Genomic DNA, 16,315 nt, shown 5'->3' with positions numbered 1-16,315 from the left:
GCTGCCGCATCCGCGTCGACGGCCGGGTGCGCGACGAGCGGTCGGTCGCCCACCATGCTGCCGCGGCGGCCTGCACCGTGACTGCGGCATGAGCGCCGAGGAGTCCGACGCCGAAGCACCGGCCGACGAACCGGCCCGGCGTCCGCGCTCCGCGCGGCTGCTGCGCAAGCTGGCCATCCCGATCGTGCTGTTCTGGGTGCTGGCCGCCGCGGTCACCAACATCTTCGTCCCGAGCATCGAGAAGAACACCGCGGAGAACGCCGAGGCCATGGTCCCGCGCGACGCACCCTCGTCGCAGGCGGCGATCCTGCAGGGCCGCGCCTTCGACGAGTCCGACTACACCAGTGCTGGAGCGGTTCTGCTGGTAACCCCCGGGCGCAAACTCGGCGAGCAGGATCACCGCTACTACGACCAACTCATCGACCGGCTCCTCGATGACAAAAAGCACGTCCAGTCGCTGCTGAACCTGTGGGGCAGGCCCACGACGATGTCGGGGGCGCAGAGCGCCGACGGCGAGGCGGCCACGCTGACGATCCGCCCCACCGGCGACTTGGGGGACGCTGCGTCGAACCACTCGATCGAGGCGATTCGCGACATCGTGGCTCAGGTTCCCAAACCCGACGGCCTGAACGTCTACGTCAGCGGCCCGGCGCCGCTGGCTTCGGACACGCTGCGCGCCGCCGACGAAAGCATGGTCACGCTCACCATCGTGACCATCGTCATCATCGTCACGATGCTGCTCATCGCCTACCGTTCGGCGACGCGCGCCCTGATCCCGCTGGCCGGGGTGCTGGTCACGTTGGCGACGACGCGCGGCGTCGTCTCCTTTCTGGTCGGCGCCCAGCTGATCGGCATCTCGTCGTTCGCCATGAACATGGTCGTCGGCCTGGTGTTGGGTGTCTCCACCGACTACGGCATCTTCTACCTGGGCCGCTACCACGAAGCCCGCCGCAAGGGCCTGGACAAGGAAAGCGCCTACTAAGACTCGGTGGCCAACACCTCGCATGTGATCCTGGGCTCGGGTGTGGCCATCTCCGGGGCAACGCTGTGCCTGAGCCTGACCACCCTCAATTACTTCCGCACCCTGGGGCCACCGTGTTTCGTGGCGATGATCGTCGCCGTCGCCGCCGCCCTCACTCTCGGGCCCGCCCTGCTGACGCTGGGCAGCAAGATCAAATACCTCGAGGAACCCCGACCGACGAGCCCGGCCTGGCGGCAGCTGGGCACCGTGATCGCCCGCTGGCCCATCCCGGTGATGGCGATCGCCGCGCTGGTGCTTCCGCTGTGCATCCTGAACCTCGCCACCTACCAGGTGAGCTACAACGACCGGGATTTCGCGCCGGCGTCCGTCGAATCGGTGCAGGGCTACGCGGCCGCCGACCAGCACTTCCCGAAGAGCCAACTCTCCACCGACGTGCTGTATCTGCGCGCCGATCACGACATGCGCAACACCGCCGACATGATCAGCCTGGACCGGGTCGCCAAAAGCATCTTCCGGACCCCGGGTATCTCGATGGTGCAGGACATCACCCGGCCGAACGGGCGACCGCTCGAACACGCCTCGCTGCCGTACGCCATGGGTTCAATGGGCACCAAGATCGGCGAAAACATCGGCTTCCTGCGCGATCGCATCGCCGACATCGACACGATGGCGGCCAAGATGGCCGACACCATCGAATCGACCCGCCAGATGGAGCAGGCGACCAGCCGGATGGCGGTGGGCACCCGGCTATCCCGCGAGGCCGCGCAGCGCCTGAAGGACATCACCGCGACAGCGCGAGACCAGATGGCCGACCTGGATGACTTCGTGCGACCGCTGCGCAGCTACACCTATTGGGAGCCGCACTGTTTCGACATCCCGATCTGTTGGGCGCTGCGCTCGGCGCACGACTTGTCGGACAACATCGACAAATTCGATGAGGAGATGGCCGCCATGATCGACGGCCTCACCATCATCGACACCGTCACCCCGCAGATGGTGGCGGCCCTGCACGGCATGGCCGGCCACATGGCGACCATGCGGTCGGTGACACTGGCCACGCAGAGCACGATGAGCAGCATCATCCCGCAGCTGGAGACGATGATCCCTCCGATGATCGACATGGCGCAGGCGTTCGACAACGCCAAGAACGACGACTTCTTCTTCTTGCCGCCGGACGCCTTCGCCACCGAGGACTTCAAGACCGGCCTGGACATCTTGATGACGCCCGACGGCACCGGCGCCCGCTTCATGGTCTTCCATCAGGGCGAGGCGATGAGTCCGCAGGGCATCCGGCAAGTGCAGAACGCGGCGGCGGCGGCTCAGGAAGCCATCAAGGGGACGTCGCTGTCCGGCGCCCAGCTGCTCTGGGCCGGTGCGGCGTCGAACTACCGGGACGTGCAGGCGTTCTCCCGCAACGACCTGATGATCATGATGCTGGCCACGTTCGGGTTGGTCTTCATCATCGTGCTGGTCATCACCCGGGCCCTGATCGGCTCGATCGTCGTACTCATCACCGTGATCCTCTCCTTCGCCGGCAGCCTGGGGCTGTCCAGCTTCATCTGGGAGACCCTGCTGGGCATCCAGCTGCACTGGCTGACGGTCCCGATCGCCTTCATCGTGCTGGTCGGGGTGGGATGCGACTACAACCTGCTGCTGCTGTCCCGGTACCGCGAGGAACTCGGCGGCGGAATCCGCACCGGGCTCATCCGCGCCATGGCAGGTTCGGGAAATGTGGTGGTCACGGCGGCCTTCGTGCTGGCCGGCACCATGCTGGCGATGCTCTCCAGCGACGTGGTGAACATCGGTCAGGCCGGTTCGACGATCTGCGTCGGGCTGATCTTCGACATGATGATCGTCCGGCTCTTCCTGGTGCTGCCACTCGCCCGGCTGCTGGGTCCATGGTTCTGGTGGCCCACCGGGATCCGGCACCGGCTGGCTACTCGTGGAAGCCTCTGACACCATGACACGGACTTCACGACGACAGGGACAATAACCGCGCAATGCCACACGCACCCGACCCTCACCTGGCGCCTGCCGCTGTACTGGCCCGCGAAGACGAGGGTTATCACAAGGGCCTGGCCCCCCGACAGCTGCAGATGATCGCGCTCGGCGGCGCCATCGGCACCGGGCTATTCCTCGGCGCCGGCGGTCGGCTCGCCTCGGCCGGCCCCGGCCTGTTCATCGTCTACGCGATCTGCGGCGGCTTCGTGTTCCTGATCCTGCGCGCCCTGGGCGAGCTGGTGCTGCACCGGCCGTCGTCGGGATCGTTCGTCTCCTATGCGCGCGAGTTCTTCGGCGAGAAAACGGCTTTCGTCGCCGGCTGGCTGTACTTCCTGAACTGGTCGATGACCGGCATCGTCGACACCACGGCGATCGCCAGCTACTTCCACTACTGGCACCTGTTCGGGGCGGTCCCGCAGTGGCTGCTGGCGCTGGTGGCACTGCTGGCGGTGCTGTCGATGAACCTGATCTCGGTGAAGCTCTTCGGCGAGCTCGAGTTCTGGGCCGCCTTGATCAAGGTCATCGCGCTGATGACGTTCCTGGTGGTCGGCACCGTCTTCTTGGGCGGCCGCTACCAGGTCGACGGCCAGGAAACCGGCCTGCATCTCATCGCCCAAAACGGCGGATTTCTCCCGACTGGCCTGTTGCCGCTGGTGCTGGTGACCTCCGGGGTGGTGTTCTCCTACGCCGGGGTCGAACTGGTCGGCACCGCGGCCGGTGAAACGGCCGAGCCCGAGAAGATCATGCCGCGCGCGATCAACTCGGTGATCGCCCGGATCGGGATCTTCTACGTCGGCTCGGTGGTGCTGCTGGCGCTGCTGCTGCCCTACACCGCGTACAAGGAGCACGAGAGCCCGTTTGTCACGTTCTTCTCCAAGATCGGCTTCACCGGCGCCGGCAGCCTGATGAACCTGGTGGTGCTCACCGCGGCGTTCTCCAGCCTCAATGCCGGGCTGTATTCCACCGGGCGGATCCTGCGGTCGATGGCGGTCAACGGCAGCGGTCCGGCGTTCACCGGCCGGATGTCCCGCAACGGGGTGCCCTACGGCGGCATTCTGCTGACCAGCGCGGTCGGGCTGCTCGGCGTGGTACTCAATGCGGTGCGACCCGGGCAGGCGTTCGAGATCGTGCTCAACATCGCGGCGCTCGGGGTGATGGCGGCGTGGGCGACGATCGTGGCCTGCCAGCTGCGGTTCCACCGCCTCACCAAAGCCGGAGTCCTGCAGCGGCCCTCGTTCCGGATGCCGCTGGCCCCCTACAGCGGCTACCTGACGCTGGTGTTCTTGGCCAGTGTTCTGGTGTTGATGGTCGTCGACGAGCGCAGCGGCCCGTTCATTCGCGCGGTACTGCTCGTCGGCACACCGGCACTGGTCATCGGTTGGTACCTGGTGCGCGAGCGGGTGACGGCCGCGGCCGCACTCGCCCCGGCCGCCCCCGAGCAACCGGTGGCCGCGCAGGCCGAAGCGGACGAGTAGGAGGCGAAAACCCGTGGGCCGCAACAGATATGCAGCTAATCCTCCGCTGTACGGAATGGCCCTGATCTTCTGTGCGATCGCGATCGTGGCCCTCACCGCCTATCTGCACGCCGGCTGGTGGTCGGTGCTCGGCTACGGTCTGGCCGCGGTGACGGCGGTGGCCGGCGGCGCGTTGGCGTTCCGCGACTTCTCCTAAGCCGCGCCGCGATGGCCCGGAAGGACCGCGCGTCACTGCAGCCACTCGAGTCACAGGGTGCGTAGGGTGGACGTCAATCTATGTCGGCGGGGGACTGTGTGCAGGTATCGGATCGGGTGACAACGAAGGCGAGCGGCAGGCAGCTGACCCTGGCGGTCGCGCTGCTGCTAGCCGGCTGCACTTCCACCGTCGATGGCAACCCGACCGCGGCCCCCGGCGGCGGCGGGCCACCGGAGCCGTCGTTCCGAACGCCCCGGCCTACCACCGCACCGCCGAGCTCCCCGGCCCCGTCCAAACCGCCCCCCTCGAGTAGCACCAAGGTGCCCGCCGGCGTCGTCCTGCCGCCGGACGAGAACGGTTACGTCTTCATCGAGACGAAGTCGGGCAGGACCCGCTGCCAGATCTCGACTCGGCAGGTCGACTGCGAGGCACAGTTCACCAACACCCCGCTCAAGGACGGCGAACACGCCAACGGCGTCAGCGTCAGTTCCGACGGCACCGTGCAGTGGGTGTTGGGCAACCTGGGCGACATCCCGGTCGTCACCATCGACTACCTGACCTATCAGGCGCAGGGTTGGCGCATCAAGGCCGATATCGACGGCACCCGATTCACCAATGACCGCACCGGTCACGGCATGTTCGTCAGCATCGACAACGTCGAAACGTTCTGACCTCTCACTCGGGTCACCGACCACCGCCTTCCATTACGATCGCTGGAATGGCGCGCTTCGGATCTTCAGACGGCCCCGGCAAACCCGGCGACGACCCGACCCGATCCACCCAATACGGCCAGCGCGGACCTCAGCCGCCCGGGCCGCGGCCGGCACCTTTCGGGCCCGCCGGCCCGGGCCACCAACCCGGCGGTCCCGGCTACAACCCCGGTAACGCACCGACCCAGTACGCGGCCTACGGCCCGTTCGAACAGCCTGCCGCCGGCGAAGCGGACACCGTGGACTTCGGCGAAGTGGCACCCACGCCCTGGTTTCGGCGGCGATCGGTGCTGATCGCCTGGTTCGGACTGATCGCGGTGATGCTCGGACTGGTGATCTGGGGCATCGTCCAGCTGACCAGCCGCGGCCCCGGGGGCGGCACCGCACCGGGAACCAGCTCGTCGAGCACCACCAGCACGACCACGACCAGTACCACAACGACCACCACCACCGCGGAGAGTTCCTCGAGCACGTCGGCGCCACCGGCGGCGCCACCCCGGCAGGCCCCGCCGCAGCAACCGCCGGCGCAGCAGCCCCCGCCGCCCGGCGACTCGCATCACCACCGCCCGCATCTGCCGCCGCTGCCGTCGGTGATCACCATTCCGCCGATCCCCAAGGTTCCGGAACTGCCGACGGTGATCACCATCCCGCCACGCCGGTAGACCGCGACCCGGCCCAGTACGCTCGCCGCATGCAACCGCAGCGGACCCCGGCCTGGCTCGGCGTTGACCTGGTGGCTGTGCTGATCTTCTGCGCCCTCGGCCGGCGCAGCCACGACGAGGGCATCACGCTCGCCGGCTTGGCGGCGACGGCCTGGCCCTTCCTGAGCGGCACGATCCTGGGCTGGCTGTTGTCTCGCGGCTGGCTGCGGCCCACGGCCCTGGTGCCCACCGGGGTGATCGTCTGGATATCGACGGTGCTGATCGGCATGGCCTTGCGCGCTGCGACAGCCGCGGGTGTGGCCTGGACCTTCGTACTCGTCGCGTCGACGGTGACCGCCGTCTTTTTGCTCGGCTGGCGAGCAGTGTTCGCGCTCGTCGCGCGACGCGCGGCCACCGGTCGGGAATGACCCGGCGCCGGTAGCCGGCACAGCTACTCGTCAGGTGGCGACGCGGCCTTTCGTCAGCCACCGCACCTACCATTGGTGCGCGTGGAACGAACGCCGGACGATCCGAACAACGAACCGACGCAGATGGCCGGCTATGACTACCGCGCGGGCGGCAACTACAGCGAGCCGGCGGGCTATTACAGCGAGTACCGCGAAGCCGGCGGGCCGCAGGCCGACTGGTCCGCACCGCCCGAACCGCCGCCGACCCCCTGGTACCTGCAGCCGCTCGCGCTGATCGGCTGGGGCGTGCTGACCGCACTGCTGATCGCCGGATTGGTCTGGGGCATGGTCCGGCTGGTGAACAAGGAATCCGGTGACACCACACCGGCCACGACATCCGAGACGTCGGTCACCTCCACCACAGCGGGCCCTGGCGACACACCGGTCGCCCCCGCCCCCGCCCCGGAGACCACCCCCGGCGAAAGCACGCCCCCGGCTCCGACGACCGAACCGCCGCCGTCTAGTTCTGAGCCCCCGAGCACTACGGAACCACCGACCAGCACCGCTCCGACCACCACGACGGCCTCCACCGCACCCCCGACCACCACGGCGGAGACCACCACCCAGGCGCCGGCCACCACGACCGCGGCGGCGCAACCGCCGTCGGAGATCGTCATCCCGCTGCCGCCCGGACTGTGACCGGCCATTAGCCTCCCCGGGCGAGAAAGCCCCTCGGAACAGCCGCCAATCGATACAGTTAGGCCAGCCTGTGTCGCGCTGGGCCGCAATGGGGTGGCACTATGGGCCGAGCATCAAGCAGCGCTTGAACAGGTCTTGCGCAAGATTGGCGATAGTTACCCGCCAGTAACCACACCTAAGTTACTGGCCGGTAACTCGGGGATGGGAGAGACGCTCCGTGACCGAGAATGTCCAGATGATGATCAGGCTGGTCGTCGGCCTGTCCATGACGGCGATCGTCGGCTATTTCTCCGCACGCCGGGTGTTCTGGCTGTACCGGCTCGTGATGACTGGTCAGAAGGTCGGGGCCGAGCGGACCACCGACGTCGGCAGGCGGGTCTGGACACAGATCCGTGAAGTTGCCGGCCAGGCCAAGCTGCTCAAGTGGTCGATCCCCGGTATCGCGCACTTCTTCACCATGTGGGCGTTCTTCGTGCTGCTGACCGTCTACATCGAGGCCTACGGTCAGCTGTTCAAGCACGATTTCGCGATCCCGGTCATCGGCCACTGGGATGCGCTGGGTTTCCTGCAGGACTTCTTCATCACCGCGGTCACCCTGTCGATCTTCGCCTTCATGATCATCCGCGTCATCCGCAACCCCCGCGAGATCGGCCGGGCGTCGCGGTTCTACGGCTCACACAACGGTGGCGCCTGGCTGATTCTGGTGATGATCCTCAACGTGGTCTGGACCTTCCTGCTGCTGCGCGGGGCGGCCGTCAACACCGGCAGCCTGCCGTACGGCAAGGGCGCGTTCGTGTCCCAGCTGATGGGCAAGATCATGGAGCCGCTGGGCCGCTCCGCCAACGAGACCATCGAGACCGTGTCACTGCTGCTGCACATCGGGGTGGCGCTGGCGTTCCTGATCATCGTGCTGCACTCCAAGCACCTGCACATCTTCTTGGCCCCGATCAACGTCACCTTCAAGCGGCTGCCCAACGGGCTGGGACCGCTGCTGCCGATCGAGTACGACGGCGAGCCGCTGGACTTCGACAACCCGCCGGAGGACGCGGTGTTCGGCCGCGGCAAGATCGACGACTTCTCCTGGAAGGGCATGCTCGACTTCGCCACCTGTACCGAGTGCGGCCGCTGCCAATCCCAGTGCCCGGCCTGGAACACCGGCAAGCCGTTGAGCCCGAAGCTGCTGGTCATGGATCTGCGCGACCACTGGATGGCCAAGGCGCCCTACCTGCTCGGCGAGAAGGACGCCACCGCCGAGGGTGGCTACATCGAGTCCGGTCGCGGCGAACATCACCACGTCCCGGAGTCCGGATTCGGCCGGGTTCCCGGCTCCGGTCCCGAGCAGGCCACCCGGCCGCTGGTCGGCACCGAAGAGCAGGGCGGCGTGATCGACCCCGACGTGCTGTGGTCGTGCACCAACTGCGGCGCCTGCGTCGAGCAGTGCCCGGTGGACATCGAGCACATCGACCACATCCTGGACATGCGCCGCTACCAGGTGCTGGTGGAGTCGGAGTTCCCGTCCGAGTTGGCCGTGCTGTTCAAGAACCTGGAGAACAAGGGCAACCCGTGGGGGCAGAACGCCAGCGAGCGCACCGCCTGGATCGACGAGCTCAACTTCGACATCCCGATCTACGGCCAGGACGTCGACAGCTTCGACGGGTTCGAGTACCTGTTCTGGGTGGGCTGCGCGGGCGCCTATGAGGACCGCGCCAAGAAGACCACAAAGGCGACCGCGGAGCTGCTGGCCGCTGCCGGGGTGAAGTTCCTGGTGCTGGGCACCGGCGAGACCTGCACCGGCGACCCGGCCCGCCGCTCCGGCAACGAATTCTTGTTCCAGCAGTTGGCCACCCAGAACGTCGAGATGCTCAACGAGGTCTTCGACGGCCTGGACAAGCCGCAGCGCAAGATCATCGCCAGCTGCCCGCACTGCTTTAACACCATCTCCCGCGAATATCCGCAGCTGGGCAGCGAGTACACGGTGCTGCACCACAGTCAGGTGCTCAACCGGCTGGTCCGGGACAAGAAGCTGATTCCGGTCACCCCGGTCTCGCGCGACATCACCTATCACGACCCCTGCTTCCTCGGCCGGCACAACAAGATCTACGAGCCGCCGCGTGAGCTGGTGACCGCCGCGGGCGCCAACCTGGTCGAGATGCCGCGTAACCGCGACCGCTCGTTCTGCTGCGGCGCCGGCGGGGCCCGGATGTGGATGGAAGAGCACATCGGCAAGCGGGTGAACCACGACCGGGTGGACGAGGCACTGGCCACCGGCGCCACCACCATCGCCACCGCCTGCCCGTTCTGCCGGGTGATGGTCAGCGACGGTCTCGACGACCGCATCGAGGCCTCCGGGCGCTCCGGTGTGGACGTGCGCGACATCGCCCAGCTGCTGCTGGACTCGCTGGACCTGTCCGGGGTGACATTGCCGGCCAAGGGCACCGCCGCGGCCGAGGCCGCCACGCGGGCCCCCAAGAAGGTCGAGCAGGAGGCACCCGCACCGGCGGCTGCGGCCACCGCGACGGCGACCAAGCCCGCCGAGGCGCCGGCAGCCGCGGCCACAACCGCAGTCCCGGTCAAGGGGCTGGGGATGGCCGGTGGGGCCAAGCGGCCGGGTGCCAAGAAGGCGGCGGCCCCGGAGGCCTCGGCGGCCGGCCCCGCCGCTCCGGCTGCTCCGGCTGCTCCGGCTGCTCCGGTGAAGGGCTTGGGTATCGCCGGTGGCGCCAAGCGCCCGGGCGCCAAGAAGGCGGCGGCCCCGGCCGAACCCGTCAGCTCCGCGGCGGAACCGGCCAGCACGGCCAGCGAGCCGACCAGCACCGCCGCGGAGCCCGCGGCTGCCCCACCGGTCAAGGGGCTGGGGATGGCGGCAGGCGCCCGCAAGCCCGGGGCCAAGAAGGCACCGGCGGCTGCGGCAGCCGAGCCCGCCAAGGCCGAGCCGGCCGCTCAGCCGGCCGCTGAAGCCGCCCCCGCCGAGGCCCCCGCCGAGGCTGCTCCGCAGGCCGAAGCTCCCAAGGAACAGCCTCCGGTGAAGGGCCTGGGCATCCAGCGCGGGGCAAGGCCACCGGGCAAACGCTGAGATAACAGGTTGGGGCCGTGTGGGTGCACATACGGCCCCGATCTGTTTCTCGGGCAAATTTTGATTGGACAGCTATGGGACCATTGTCGACGTGACCGCTCATCAGTTGCCCCACCAGATGCCCTGGCCTGCTCCCGGCAGCCAGCTGCGGCAGCGCACGTTCGCGCAGTCGACCAAGCTGCAGGACGTCCTCTATGAGATCCGCGGTCCGATCCACGCCCAGGCCGCCCGGATGGAGGCCGAGGGGCACCGCATCCTCAAGCTCAACATCGGTAACCCGGCACCGTTCGGGTTCGAGGCGCCCGACGTCATCATGCGGGACATGATCCAGGCACTGCCGTACGCGCAGGGCTACTCGGACTCCCAAGGCATCCTGCCGGCCCGCCGGGCCGTGGTCACCCGCTACGAGCTCGTCGAGGGCTTCCCCCGCTTCGACGTCGATGACGTGTACCTGGGCAACGGGGTCTCGGAGCTGATCTCCCTGGTGCTGCAGGCGCTGTTGGACAACGGCGACCAGGTGCTGATCCCGGCGCCGGACTACCCGTTGTGGACGGCGTCGACCTCGCTGGCCGGCGGCACGCCGGTGCATTACCTGTGCGACGAGACGCAGGGCTGGCAGCCCGATATCGCCGACATGGAGTCGAAGATCACCGAGCGCACCAAGGCGCTGGTAGTGATCAACCCGAACAACCCCACCGGAGCGGTCTACGGCCGGGAGGTGCTCAGCCAGATCGCCGAGCTGGCCCGCAAGCATCAGCTGCTGCTGCTGGCCGACGAGATCTACGACAAGATCCTCTACGACGACGCCGAGCACATCAACCTGGCCACCCTGGCGCCGGATCTGCTGTGCCTGACCTTCAACGGGCTGTCGAAGGCCTACCGGGTGGCGGGCTACCGGGCGGGCTGGGTGGCGATCACCGGCCCCAAGGAGCACGCGACCAGTTTCCTCGAGGGCATCAACCTGCTGGCCAACATGCGGCTGTGCCCCAATGTGCCGGCCCAGCACGCCATTCAGGTGGCGCTGGGCGGTCACCAGAGCATCGACGACCTGGTCCTGCCGGGCGGGCGCCTGCTCGAGCAGCGCGATGTCGCCTGGAGCAAGCTCAATGAGATTCCCGGCGTCTCCTGCGTCAAGCCGAGCGGTGCGCTGTACGCGTTCCCGCGATTGGACCCCGAGGTCTACCCGATCGAGGACGACGAGCAGCTGGTCCTGGATCTGCTGTTGCAGGAGAAGATCCTGGTCACCCAGGGCACCGGATTCAACTGGCCCGCTCCGGACCACCTGCGGATCGTGACGCTGCCGTGGGCTCGTGACCTGTCCAGTGCGATCGAACGCCTGGGCAATTTCCTGGTCGGCTACCGGGTGTAGTTGTTCGCCGTTTGCGCCGAAACTGTTGTTAGCGCGGGAAAGTTCGAGTACCGAACGCGCTAACGACAGGGTCGGCGGCACGGGAAGCCCTTCGCCCACACGCCCCAACGGGAATCGCGTGGGACACGATCCCGATGCCCCAGCCGAGAATGGGCCAGGCGGGCCAGAAATACCACGCGCCGACGGCCACGGCTGTCGCCAGCCAGATGCCGATCATCAGCATCGACACGGCCACGTAGGCGGCCAGGTGAAGCCGCACGACACGCCGGGCGGCATCGTGCCGCGCGGCACGACGCTGCGGGTCCCGCCGGCCGATCCGCTCGAGGGGCAGATCGACGAGCAGATCGTCGAGAGCACCAACGGTCTCAGCTCCAAACGCCCGCCCCAGCCGTGTCTCGTACTCCTCCATTGAAAGGTATCCCTGGGCGAATGCCTGTCCGAGACGGGCGGCAGTGTGGCCCCGCTCCGGATCGCCGACCCGCATCGAGGGCTCCGACGGCGTTACCAACCTCGTGCTCATCTCGTCCTCCTACTGCCCGGTGGGCACCCAGTTGCCGTGGAAGCCCGCGGGAACACGGTGCGGCAGCGCGATATTGGCGACGTCCTCCAGCGTGGCCGCATCCAGGATGGCCAGCCCGCTGCGATCGGTCGCGCTGTCGTAGACGAAGCCCATCAGCACACCGTCGTCTTCGGCCGCGTCGGCTGCGGAGGGATGGAAGACGAACTCGCCCAACTGTTTTCCCGCACCAAACGAGCGCTTCGCCGTCGACCCGCCGACGAGGTCATGCTTGAGCAGCGTCGACCCGTCGCCGTTGAAGCCAACCGCGTAGCCGAACCGGTGCCGCCGGCCGACCCGGCGCTCGTCGACCCGGGGGAACTCCTGGCCCCGATCGTCAATGCGGGACTCCCGAACTTTGCCGTCGGCCAGGTCCACCGTCCACCGATCCAGCGTGGGCGGACCCTCGGCAGGACCACGAAGGTCGGTGTCGAACATCTTAGGGTGACGCACCACATCGAGCACGACGGTGTCGCCGTCGTCGTATGCGTTCAGCGGGTGGAACACGTAGCACGGTTCCACGTCGAACCACCGCACGTCTGAGCTGGCGCCGGTACGGGGCATAACACCTACCCGCGCAGGGTATTTCGGGTTCCATCGATACGGCATGCGGCGGTCGCTGCCCTTGGGGCGCGGCAACCGGGCGGTGACCGGGTCCGGGATACGCACCCGCCCGATCAAGGCATTCAGGATCAGTCGCACCGGCAGCCGCAGACCCGGGGGCGCCGATCCCTCGGCGACCTGGCGCGCATCGAAGGTCACCGGCAGGTCGTAGAAGACGACGTGGTTTTCGGTCAGCGAGAAATCATGCATCATCGGCGAGCCGGTGACCTCGATGTCGACCGTGCGCCGGGCGCGGCCGTCGGTGCCGATCACCGAGTACTGCACGGTGTTGCCGCGATTGAAGGAGTACGACACGGCGTGCAGTTCGCCGCTGTCCGGGTCCCGCTTGGGGTGCGCGGTGTAACCGCCGGGCAGGGTGCCGTCGAAGTCGCAGACGCCGATAGTGTCCAGCTCGTCGGTCAGCTCAGAGCAGGAGAGGCCGCCCTCGATCAGCGCGTAGGTGCGCCCGGCGTGACCGATCACGTTGGTGTTGGCACCGATGCCCATCGTCCCGCGGTGGTGGCCGCGTGGTGGCGGTTCGCCGAGTGCTTGGGCGGTCTGCGGCCCGCGCACATAGCGGTTGCGGTACCACTCGGCCTTGCCGTCGCGCAGCCGCACGCCGTGGACCATCCCGTCCCCGATGAACCAGTGGTAGACGGCGGGATCGATTTCGCCGACCGGGTTGGGGCCGTTGCGCAGGTAGCGGCCATCCAGGTAGTCGGGGATGGTCCCGGACACCTCGAGGCCGGTAAGGGTGTATTCCTGGGCGATCGGGGCGTAACCGCCCTCCAGATACGGGTTACTCATCCCGGCACCTCCTTGCCATAACGATGTTATGGGTCAGGTATAACACCGTTATGGCAGGATGGCAAGGGTGAATCCGCGTGAGCGCTTGATCGAAGCCGGGCTGCACCTATTGGAAACCTCAGGTCCCGAGGCGCTGCAGGCACGGAAGGTCGCCGCCGAGATCGGGGCGTCGACGATGGCGGTCTACACCCACTTCGGCGGAATGAACGGCCTGCTGGACGCGATTGTCGCGGCGTCGTTTGAGCGGTTCGGCGCTGCGCTCGGCGCGGGACCGAGGATCGAGGACCCGATGGCCGATTTCTTCGTGATGGGCTACAACTACCGCGAGTTCGCGCTGGAGAATCCGCAGCGGTACCGGCTGATGTTCGGCCTGGCGTCGCCGCAGCTGCTCGGCACGCCGAGCACCGGAATGCCGGTGGGAGACCACGCATTCGACCAACTCGTGGCCGCCGTGCAGCGCATCGTCGCCGCCGGGAGGATCCGCGCGGACGACGTCGTGGATTTGGCCGGGCGGATCTGGAGCATGATCCACGGTGTGGTGTTGCTGGAGATCGTCGGCACCTTCGAGCAGGACGGCCGTGCGCTCACGAACATCCTGGGCCCGATGACCGTCGACATGTTCGTCGGGATGGGCGATCGGCGGGAAGACGCCGAGCGCTCGCTGCAGCGCGCGGCGGCGACGATTGCCGGCGTTCGGTAGCCGATCAGCGCCGATCCAGCAACGCCAGCAGATAACCGCCGTACCCGGACTTCAGCTGGGCGTGCGCGCGGGCCGCAAGTGCCTCCTCGTCGATGAACCCCATCCGCCAGGCCACCTCCTCGGGGATGCCGATTTTGAGCCCCTGACGGCGCTCGATGGTGCGCACGTAGTCGCCGGCGTCCAGCAGCGAATCGAAGGTCCCGGTGTCCAGCCAGGCGGTGCCGCGGGCCAGTGTCTCGACCCGCAGCCGCCCCTGATCGAGATAGGTCCGGTTGATATCGGTGATCTCGTACTCGCCCCGCGCGGATGGTCTTAAGCCCCGGGCGATCTCGACAACGTCGTTGTCGTAGAAGTACAGACCCGGTATCGCATAGTGGGATTGGTGGGTCGTCGGCTTCTCCACCACCGACACCGCCGTGCCGTCCGCGTCGAACTCGACGACGCCGTACGCCGACGGGTCAGCCATCCAGTACGCGAAAATGACTGCGCCGGAAACGGTTTGGTGACGACGGAGACTGGTTCCCAGGCCTGGACCGTAGAAGATGTTGTCCCCCAACACCAGCGCGACCGAGTCGGTGCCGATGTGCTCTGCGCCGATGACGAACGCCCGCGCCAGCCCGTCGGGCTGATCCTGGACCGCATAGGTGATGTCGACGCCGAATGTGCTGCCGTCGCCGAGCAGACGCTGAAAGGCCGGCGCGTCATGGCCCGTGGTGATCACCTGGATGTCGCGGATACCGGCCAGCATCAGGGTGCACAGCGGGTAGTAGACCAGCGGCTTGTCATAGACCGGCAGCAGCTGTTTGCTCACGCCCATGGTGATCGGGTACAGGCGGGTGCCTGAGCCACCGGCCAGGATGATCCCGCGCATGGGGTAGAGCCTAACTGCCGCTCGCAGTCAGTCGGCGCGGTCGGCCTCGGTGAGATCCGTGGCGGTCAGCGCCGCGTCGAGGTCGTCGTGACGGAACACCGCCGTGACGTGATCGTGCACCACCCGGAAGGCAACCGCCTGGGCGGCGACGCCGGCTTCGGCGGGCGTCAACTCGGCCACCACTACCCCACCGTGTACGTACATCCGGCCGATCCCGGCGGTGGTCTGCGCCGAGGCTGCCCATTGCCGCAGCGCCTGGTGGCCCTGCGCGGCACCGTCGGCGTCGGCTACCTCGATGTCCTCACTGGACAGCTGCTCCAGGGTGTCGACGTCACCGGCGGCCAGAGCGTCGTGCCAGGCGAGGACGGTGGCGATCTCCGATGTGCTCATGCCCTGCAAACTACCGTGTGGACGCGCCCTCAGAACGCGGTGTGGTCGGCCCAGTCCTGCCACACCGCGGCGTCGCCGAACACCGCGATATCGGTGTCGGCCACCGCAACCCGGCGCATCATCGCCAGGAACAGGTCGCGGGCCGGGCCGCGCAGCGCCACCGAGCCCTTACCGTGCTCGTGCGACCAGCGCAGCGCGGCGGTGTCGGGTGACCGGCTGATCGTCCACTCACCCGCCGATCCCAGGCCCTCATCGGTGGCGTGCAGGTGCACACTCTGACCGCCGGCCAGCGGCGATTGCCCGTCGCGGCCGGGGCGTGCGGTGACCAGGTCGAGCCATTCGGAGATCCCGTCGGCGGCCAATTCCGGCGACAGGTTGAAGTCGGCGCCGAGTGCCAGGGCGGCGTCGGCGCGGTGCACCGTCGCCTCGTGCAACCGGCGGCGCAGCCACCAGGCCGCCGGGCGGGGACCTAAAAACGTCCACGCCGGATTGTCCGGCCCGATGCCAGCGATCGCGTCGAGCACCCGCTGGGCGCCGTCGTGCAGCCAGTCGATGGCCGCGTCGGGGTCCGCGGGCGGCTTGCCGTCGACGACCTCGCGCGGATCCAGCGGGTGGTCCAGACGGTCGGCGACGATCTGTGCGGCCCAACGATGTCCGCGTCCGACGTGGCGGAACAGCTGCGTCAGGTTCCAGTCCGGGCAGGTCGGGATCGCCAGCTCGGGATCACCGGACCGGATCAGCTCACCGAAGGCGCGGTTCTCATCGAGCAATGCTGCGGCGTAATCCACGCCGCCAGGCTAGTGGACGGCGCGCCGGCTCAGAAGGGCCAGCCGCCGCC

15 protein-coding genes and 1 pseudogene are annotated in these 16,315 nt (G+C 67.9%); 11 read left to right on the top strand and 5 right to left on the bottom strand.

Annotated features, from left to right (window positions below):
• The first annotated feature begins 26 nt into the window (after positions 1 to 26).
• The 10 genes and pseudogenes from A5694_RS24920 to A5694_RS06450 all read left to right on the top strand — a co-directional run bounded on the left by A5694_RS24920 (position 27) and on the right by A5694_RS06450 (position 11,550).
• Complete coding sequence (locus A5694_RS24920; RefSeq protein ID WP_428844259.1) at positions 27 to 92, top strand: hypothetical protein; 66 nt, start codon at positions 27 to 29, stop codon at positions 90 to 92.
• Positions 89 to 2,938, top strand: a pseudogene (locus tag A5694_RS06490) (RND family transporter). Before A5694_RS24920 ends, A5694_RS06490 begins: the two are co-directional and overlap by 4 nt.
• Before the next feature lie 44 nt (positions 2,939 to 2,982).
• Entirely contained in the window at positions 2,983 to 4,458 is a 1,476-nt protein-coding gene (locus tag A5694_RS06485) for an amino acid permease (RefSeq protein WP_064921018.1), read from the top strand.
• A 13-nt stretch (positions 4,459 to 4,471) separates the two neighbouring features.
• Positions 4,472 to 4,654, top strand: coding sequence for a hypothetical protein (locus A5694_RS06480; RefSeq protein WP_064921017.1), 183 nt, complete (start codon positions 4,472 to 4,474; stop codon positions 4,652 to 4,654).
• Between the two features lie 80 nt (positions 4,655 to 4,734).
• Positions 4,735 to 5,325: a hypothetical protein gene (locus tag A5694_RS06475; protein WP_065019055.1), complete on the top strand. Its 591-nt coding sequence runs from the start codon at positions 4,735 to 4,737 to the stop codon at positions 5,323 to 5,325.
• 47 nt (positions 5,326 to 5,372) lie between these two features.
• Entirely contained in the window at positions 5,373 to 6,026 is a 654-nt protein-coding gene (locus A5694_RS06470) for a hypothetical protein (RefSeq protein ID WP_082952548.1), read from the top strand.
• A gap of 29 nt (positions 6,027 to 6,055) precedes the next feature.
• Positions 6,056 to 6,433 carry a DUF3054 domain-containing protein gene (locus tag A5694_RS06465; protein ID WP_064921016.1) on the top strand — a complete coding sequence of 126 codons (378 nt, stop codon included), beginning with the start codon at positions 6,056 to 6,058 and terminating at the stop codon, positions 6,431 to 6,433.
• 81 nt (positions 6,434 to 6,514) lie between these two features.
• Positions 6,515 to 7,111 carry a hypothetical protein gene (locus A5694_RS06460; protein ID WP_064921015.1) on the top strand — a complete coding sequence of 199 codons (597 nt, stop codon included), beginning with the start codon at positions 6,515 to 6,517 and terminating at the stop codon, positions 7,109 to 7,111.
• 235 nt (positions 7,112 to 7,346) lie between these two features.
• Positions 7,347 to 10,181 carry a heterodisulfide reductase-related iron-sulfur binding cluster gene (locus tag A5694_RS06455; RefSeq protein ID WP_064921019.1) on the top strand — a complete coding sequence of 945 codons (2,835 nt, stop codon included), beginning with the start codon at positions 7,347 to 7,349 and terminating at the stop codon, positions 10,179 to 10,181.
• 64 nt (positions 10,182 to 10,245) lie between these two features.
• A complete protein-coding gene (locus A5694_RS06450) occupies positions 10,246 to 11,550 on the top strand; it encodes a pyridoxal phosphate-dependent aminotransferase (protein WP_064921014.1) in 1,305 nt (434 codons plus the stop codon).
• A gap of 28 nt (positions 11,551 to 11,578) precedes the next feature.
• On the opposite strand, the gene A5694_RS06445 is transcribed toward A5694_RS06450, so the two are convergent.
• Entirely contained in the window at positions 11,579 to 12,070 is a 492-nt protein-coding gene (locus A5694_RS06445; RefSeq protein WP_064921013.1) for a DUF1707 domain-containing protein, read from the bottom strand.
• Between the two features lie 9 nt (positions 12,071 to 12,079).
• A complete protein-coding gene (locus A5694_RS06440) occupies positions 12,080 to 13,516 on the bottom strand; it encodes a carotenoid oxygenase family protein (RefSeq protein WP_064921012.1) in 1,437 nt (478 codons plus the stop codon).
• Positions 13,517 to 13,574: 58 nt separating this feature from the next.
• On the opposite strand from A5694_RS06440, the gene A5694_RS06435 reads away from it, so the two are divergent.
• Positions 13,575 to 14,216, top strand: coding sequence for a TetR/AcrR family transcriptional regulator (locus A5694_RS06435; protein ID WP_064921011.1), 642 nt, complete (start codon positions 13,575 to 13,577; stop codon positions 14,214 to 14,216).
• A gap of 4 nt (positions 14,217 to 14,220) precedes the next feature.
• Here the strand turns inward: A5694_RS06435 and rfbA are convergent, their stop codons facing one another.
• From rfbA to A5694_RS06420, 3 genes are read right to left on the bottom strand one after another with little or no spacing between them, the layout of a single operon-like run.
• Positions 14,221 to 15,087: a glucose-1-phosphate thymidylyltransferase RfbA gene (rfbA, locus tag A5694_RS06430; RefSeq protein ID WP_064921010.1), complete on the bottom strand. Its 867-nt coding sequence runs from the start codon at positions 15,085 to 15,087 to the stop codon at positions 14,221 to 14,223.
• Between the two features lie 27 nt (positions 15,088 to 15,114).
• The gene (locus A5694_RS06425) at positions 15,115 to 15,477 is read right to left on the bottom strand and encodes a nuclear transport factor 2 family protein (RefSeq protein ID WP_064921009.1); all 363 of its coding nucleotides are present in this window, start codon (positions 15,475 to 15,477) and stop codon (positions 15,115 to 15,117) included.
• A gap of 29 nt (positions 15,478 to 15,506) precedes the next feature.
• Positions 15,507 to 16,265, bottom strand: a complete 759-nt coding sequence (locus A5694_RS06420; protein ID WP_064921008.1) for a maleylpyruvate isomerase family mycothiol-dependent enzyme — start codon at positions 16,263 to 16,265, stop codon at positions 15,507 to 15,509.
• Positions 16,266 to 16,315 lie beyond the last annotated feature (50 nt).

The organism is Mycolicibacter sinensis, from assembly GCF_001667945.1.
GTDB lineage: Bacteria > Actinomycetota > Actinomycetes > Mycobacteriales > Mycobacteriaceae > Mycobacterium > Mycobacterium sinense_B.
Note: the sequence above shows the minus strand (reverse complement) of the source record. Positions and strands in the feature narration are given on the sequence as shown.

Coding starts and splice junctions, on each gene's coding strand:
- A5694_RS06470 (WP_082952548.1), top strand. CDS start 5,373: ATGGCGCGCTTCGGATCTTCAGACGGCCCCGGCAAACCCGGCGACGAC.
- A5694_RS06435 (WP_064921011.1), top strand. CDS start 13,575: ATGGCAAGGGTGAATCCGCGTGAGCGCTTGATCGAAGCCGGGCTGCAC.
- A5694_RS06455 (WP_064921019.1), top strand. CDS start 7,347: ATGATGATCAGGCTGGTCGTCGGCCTGTCCATGACGGCGATCGTCGGC.
- rfbA (WP_064921010.1), bottom strand. CDS start 15,087: ATGCGCGGGATCATCCTGGCCGGTGGCTCAGGCACCCGCCTGTACCCG.
- A5694_RS06485 (WP_064921018.1), top strand. CDS start 2,983: ATGCCACACGCACCCGACCCTCACCTGGCGCCTGCCGCTGTACTGGCC.
- A5694_RS06445 (WP_064921013.1), bottom strand. CDS start 12,070: ATGAGCACGAGGTTGGTAACGCCGTCGGAGCCCTCGATGCGGGTCGGC.
- A5694_RS06440 (WP_064921012.1), bottom strand. CDS start 13,516: ATGAGTAACCCGTATCTGGAGGGCGGTTACGCCCCGATCGCCCAGGAA.
- A5694_RS06425 (WP_064921009.1), bottom strand. CDS start 15,477: ATGAGCACATCGGAGATCGCCACCGTCCTCGCCTGGCACGACGCTCTG.
- A5694_RS06465 (WP_064921016.1), top strand. CDS start 6,056: ATGCAACCGCAGCGGACCCCGGCCTGGCTCGGCGTTGACCTGGTGGCT.
- A5694_RS06475 (WP_065019055.1), top strand. CDS start 4,735: ATGTCGGCGGGGGACTGTGTGCAGGTATCGGATCGGGTGACAACGAAG.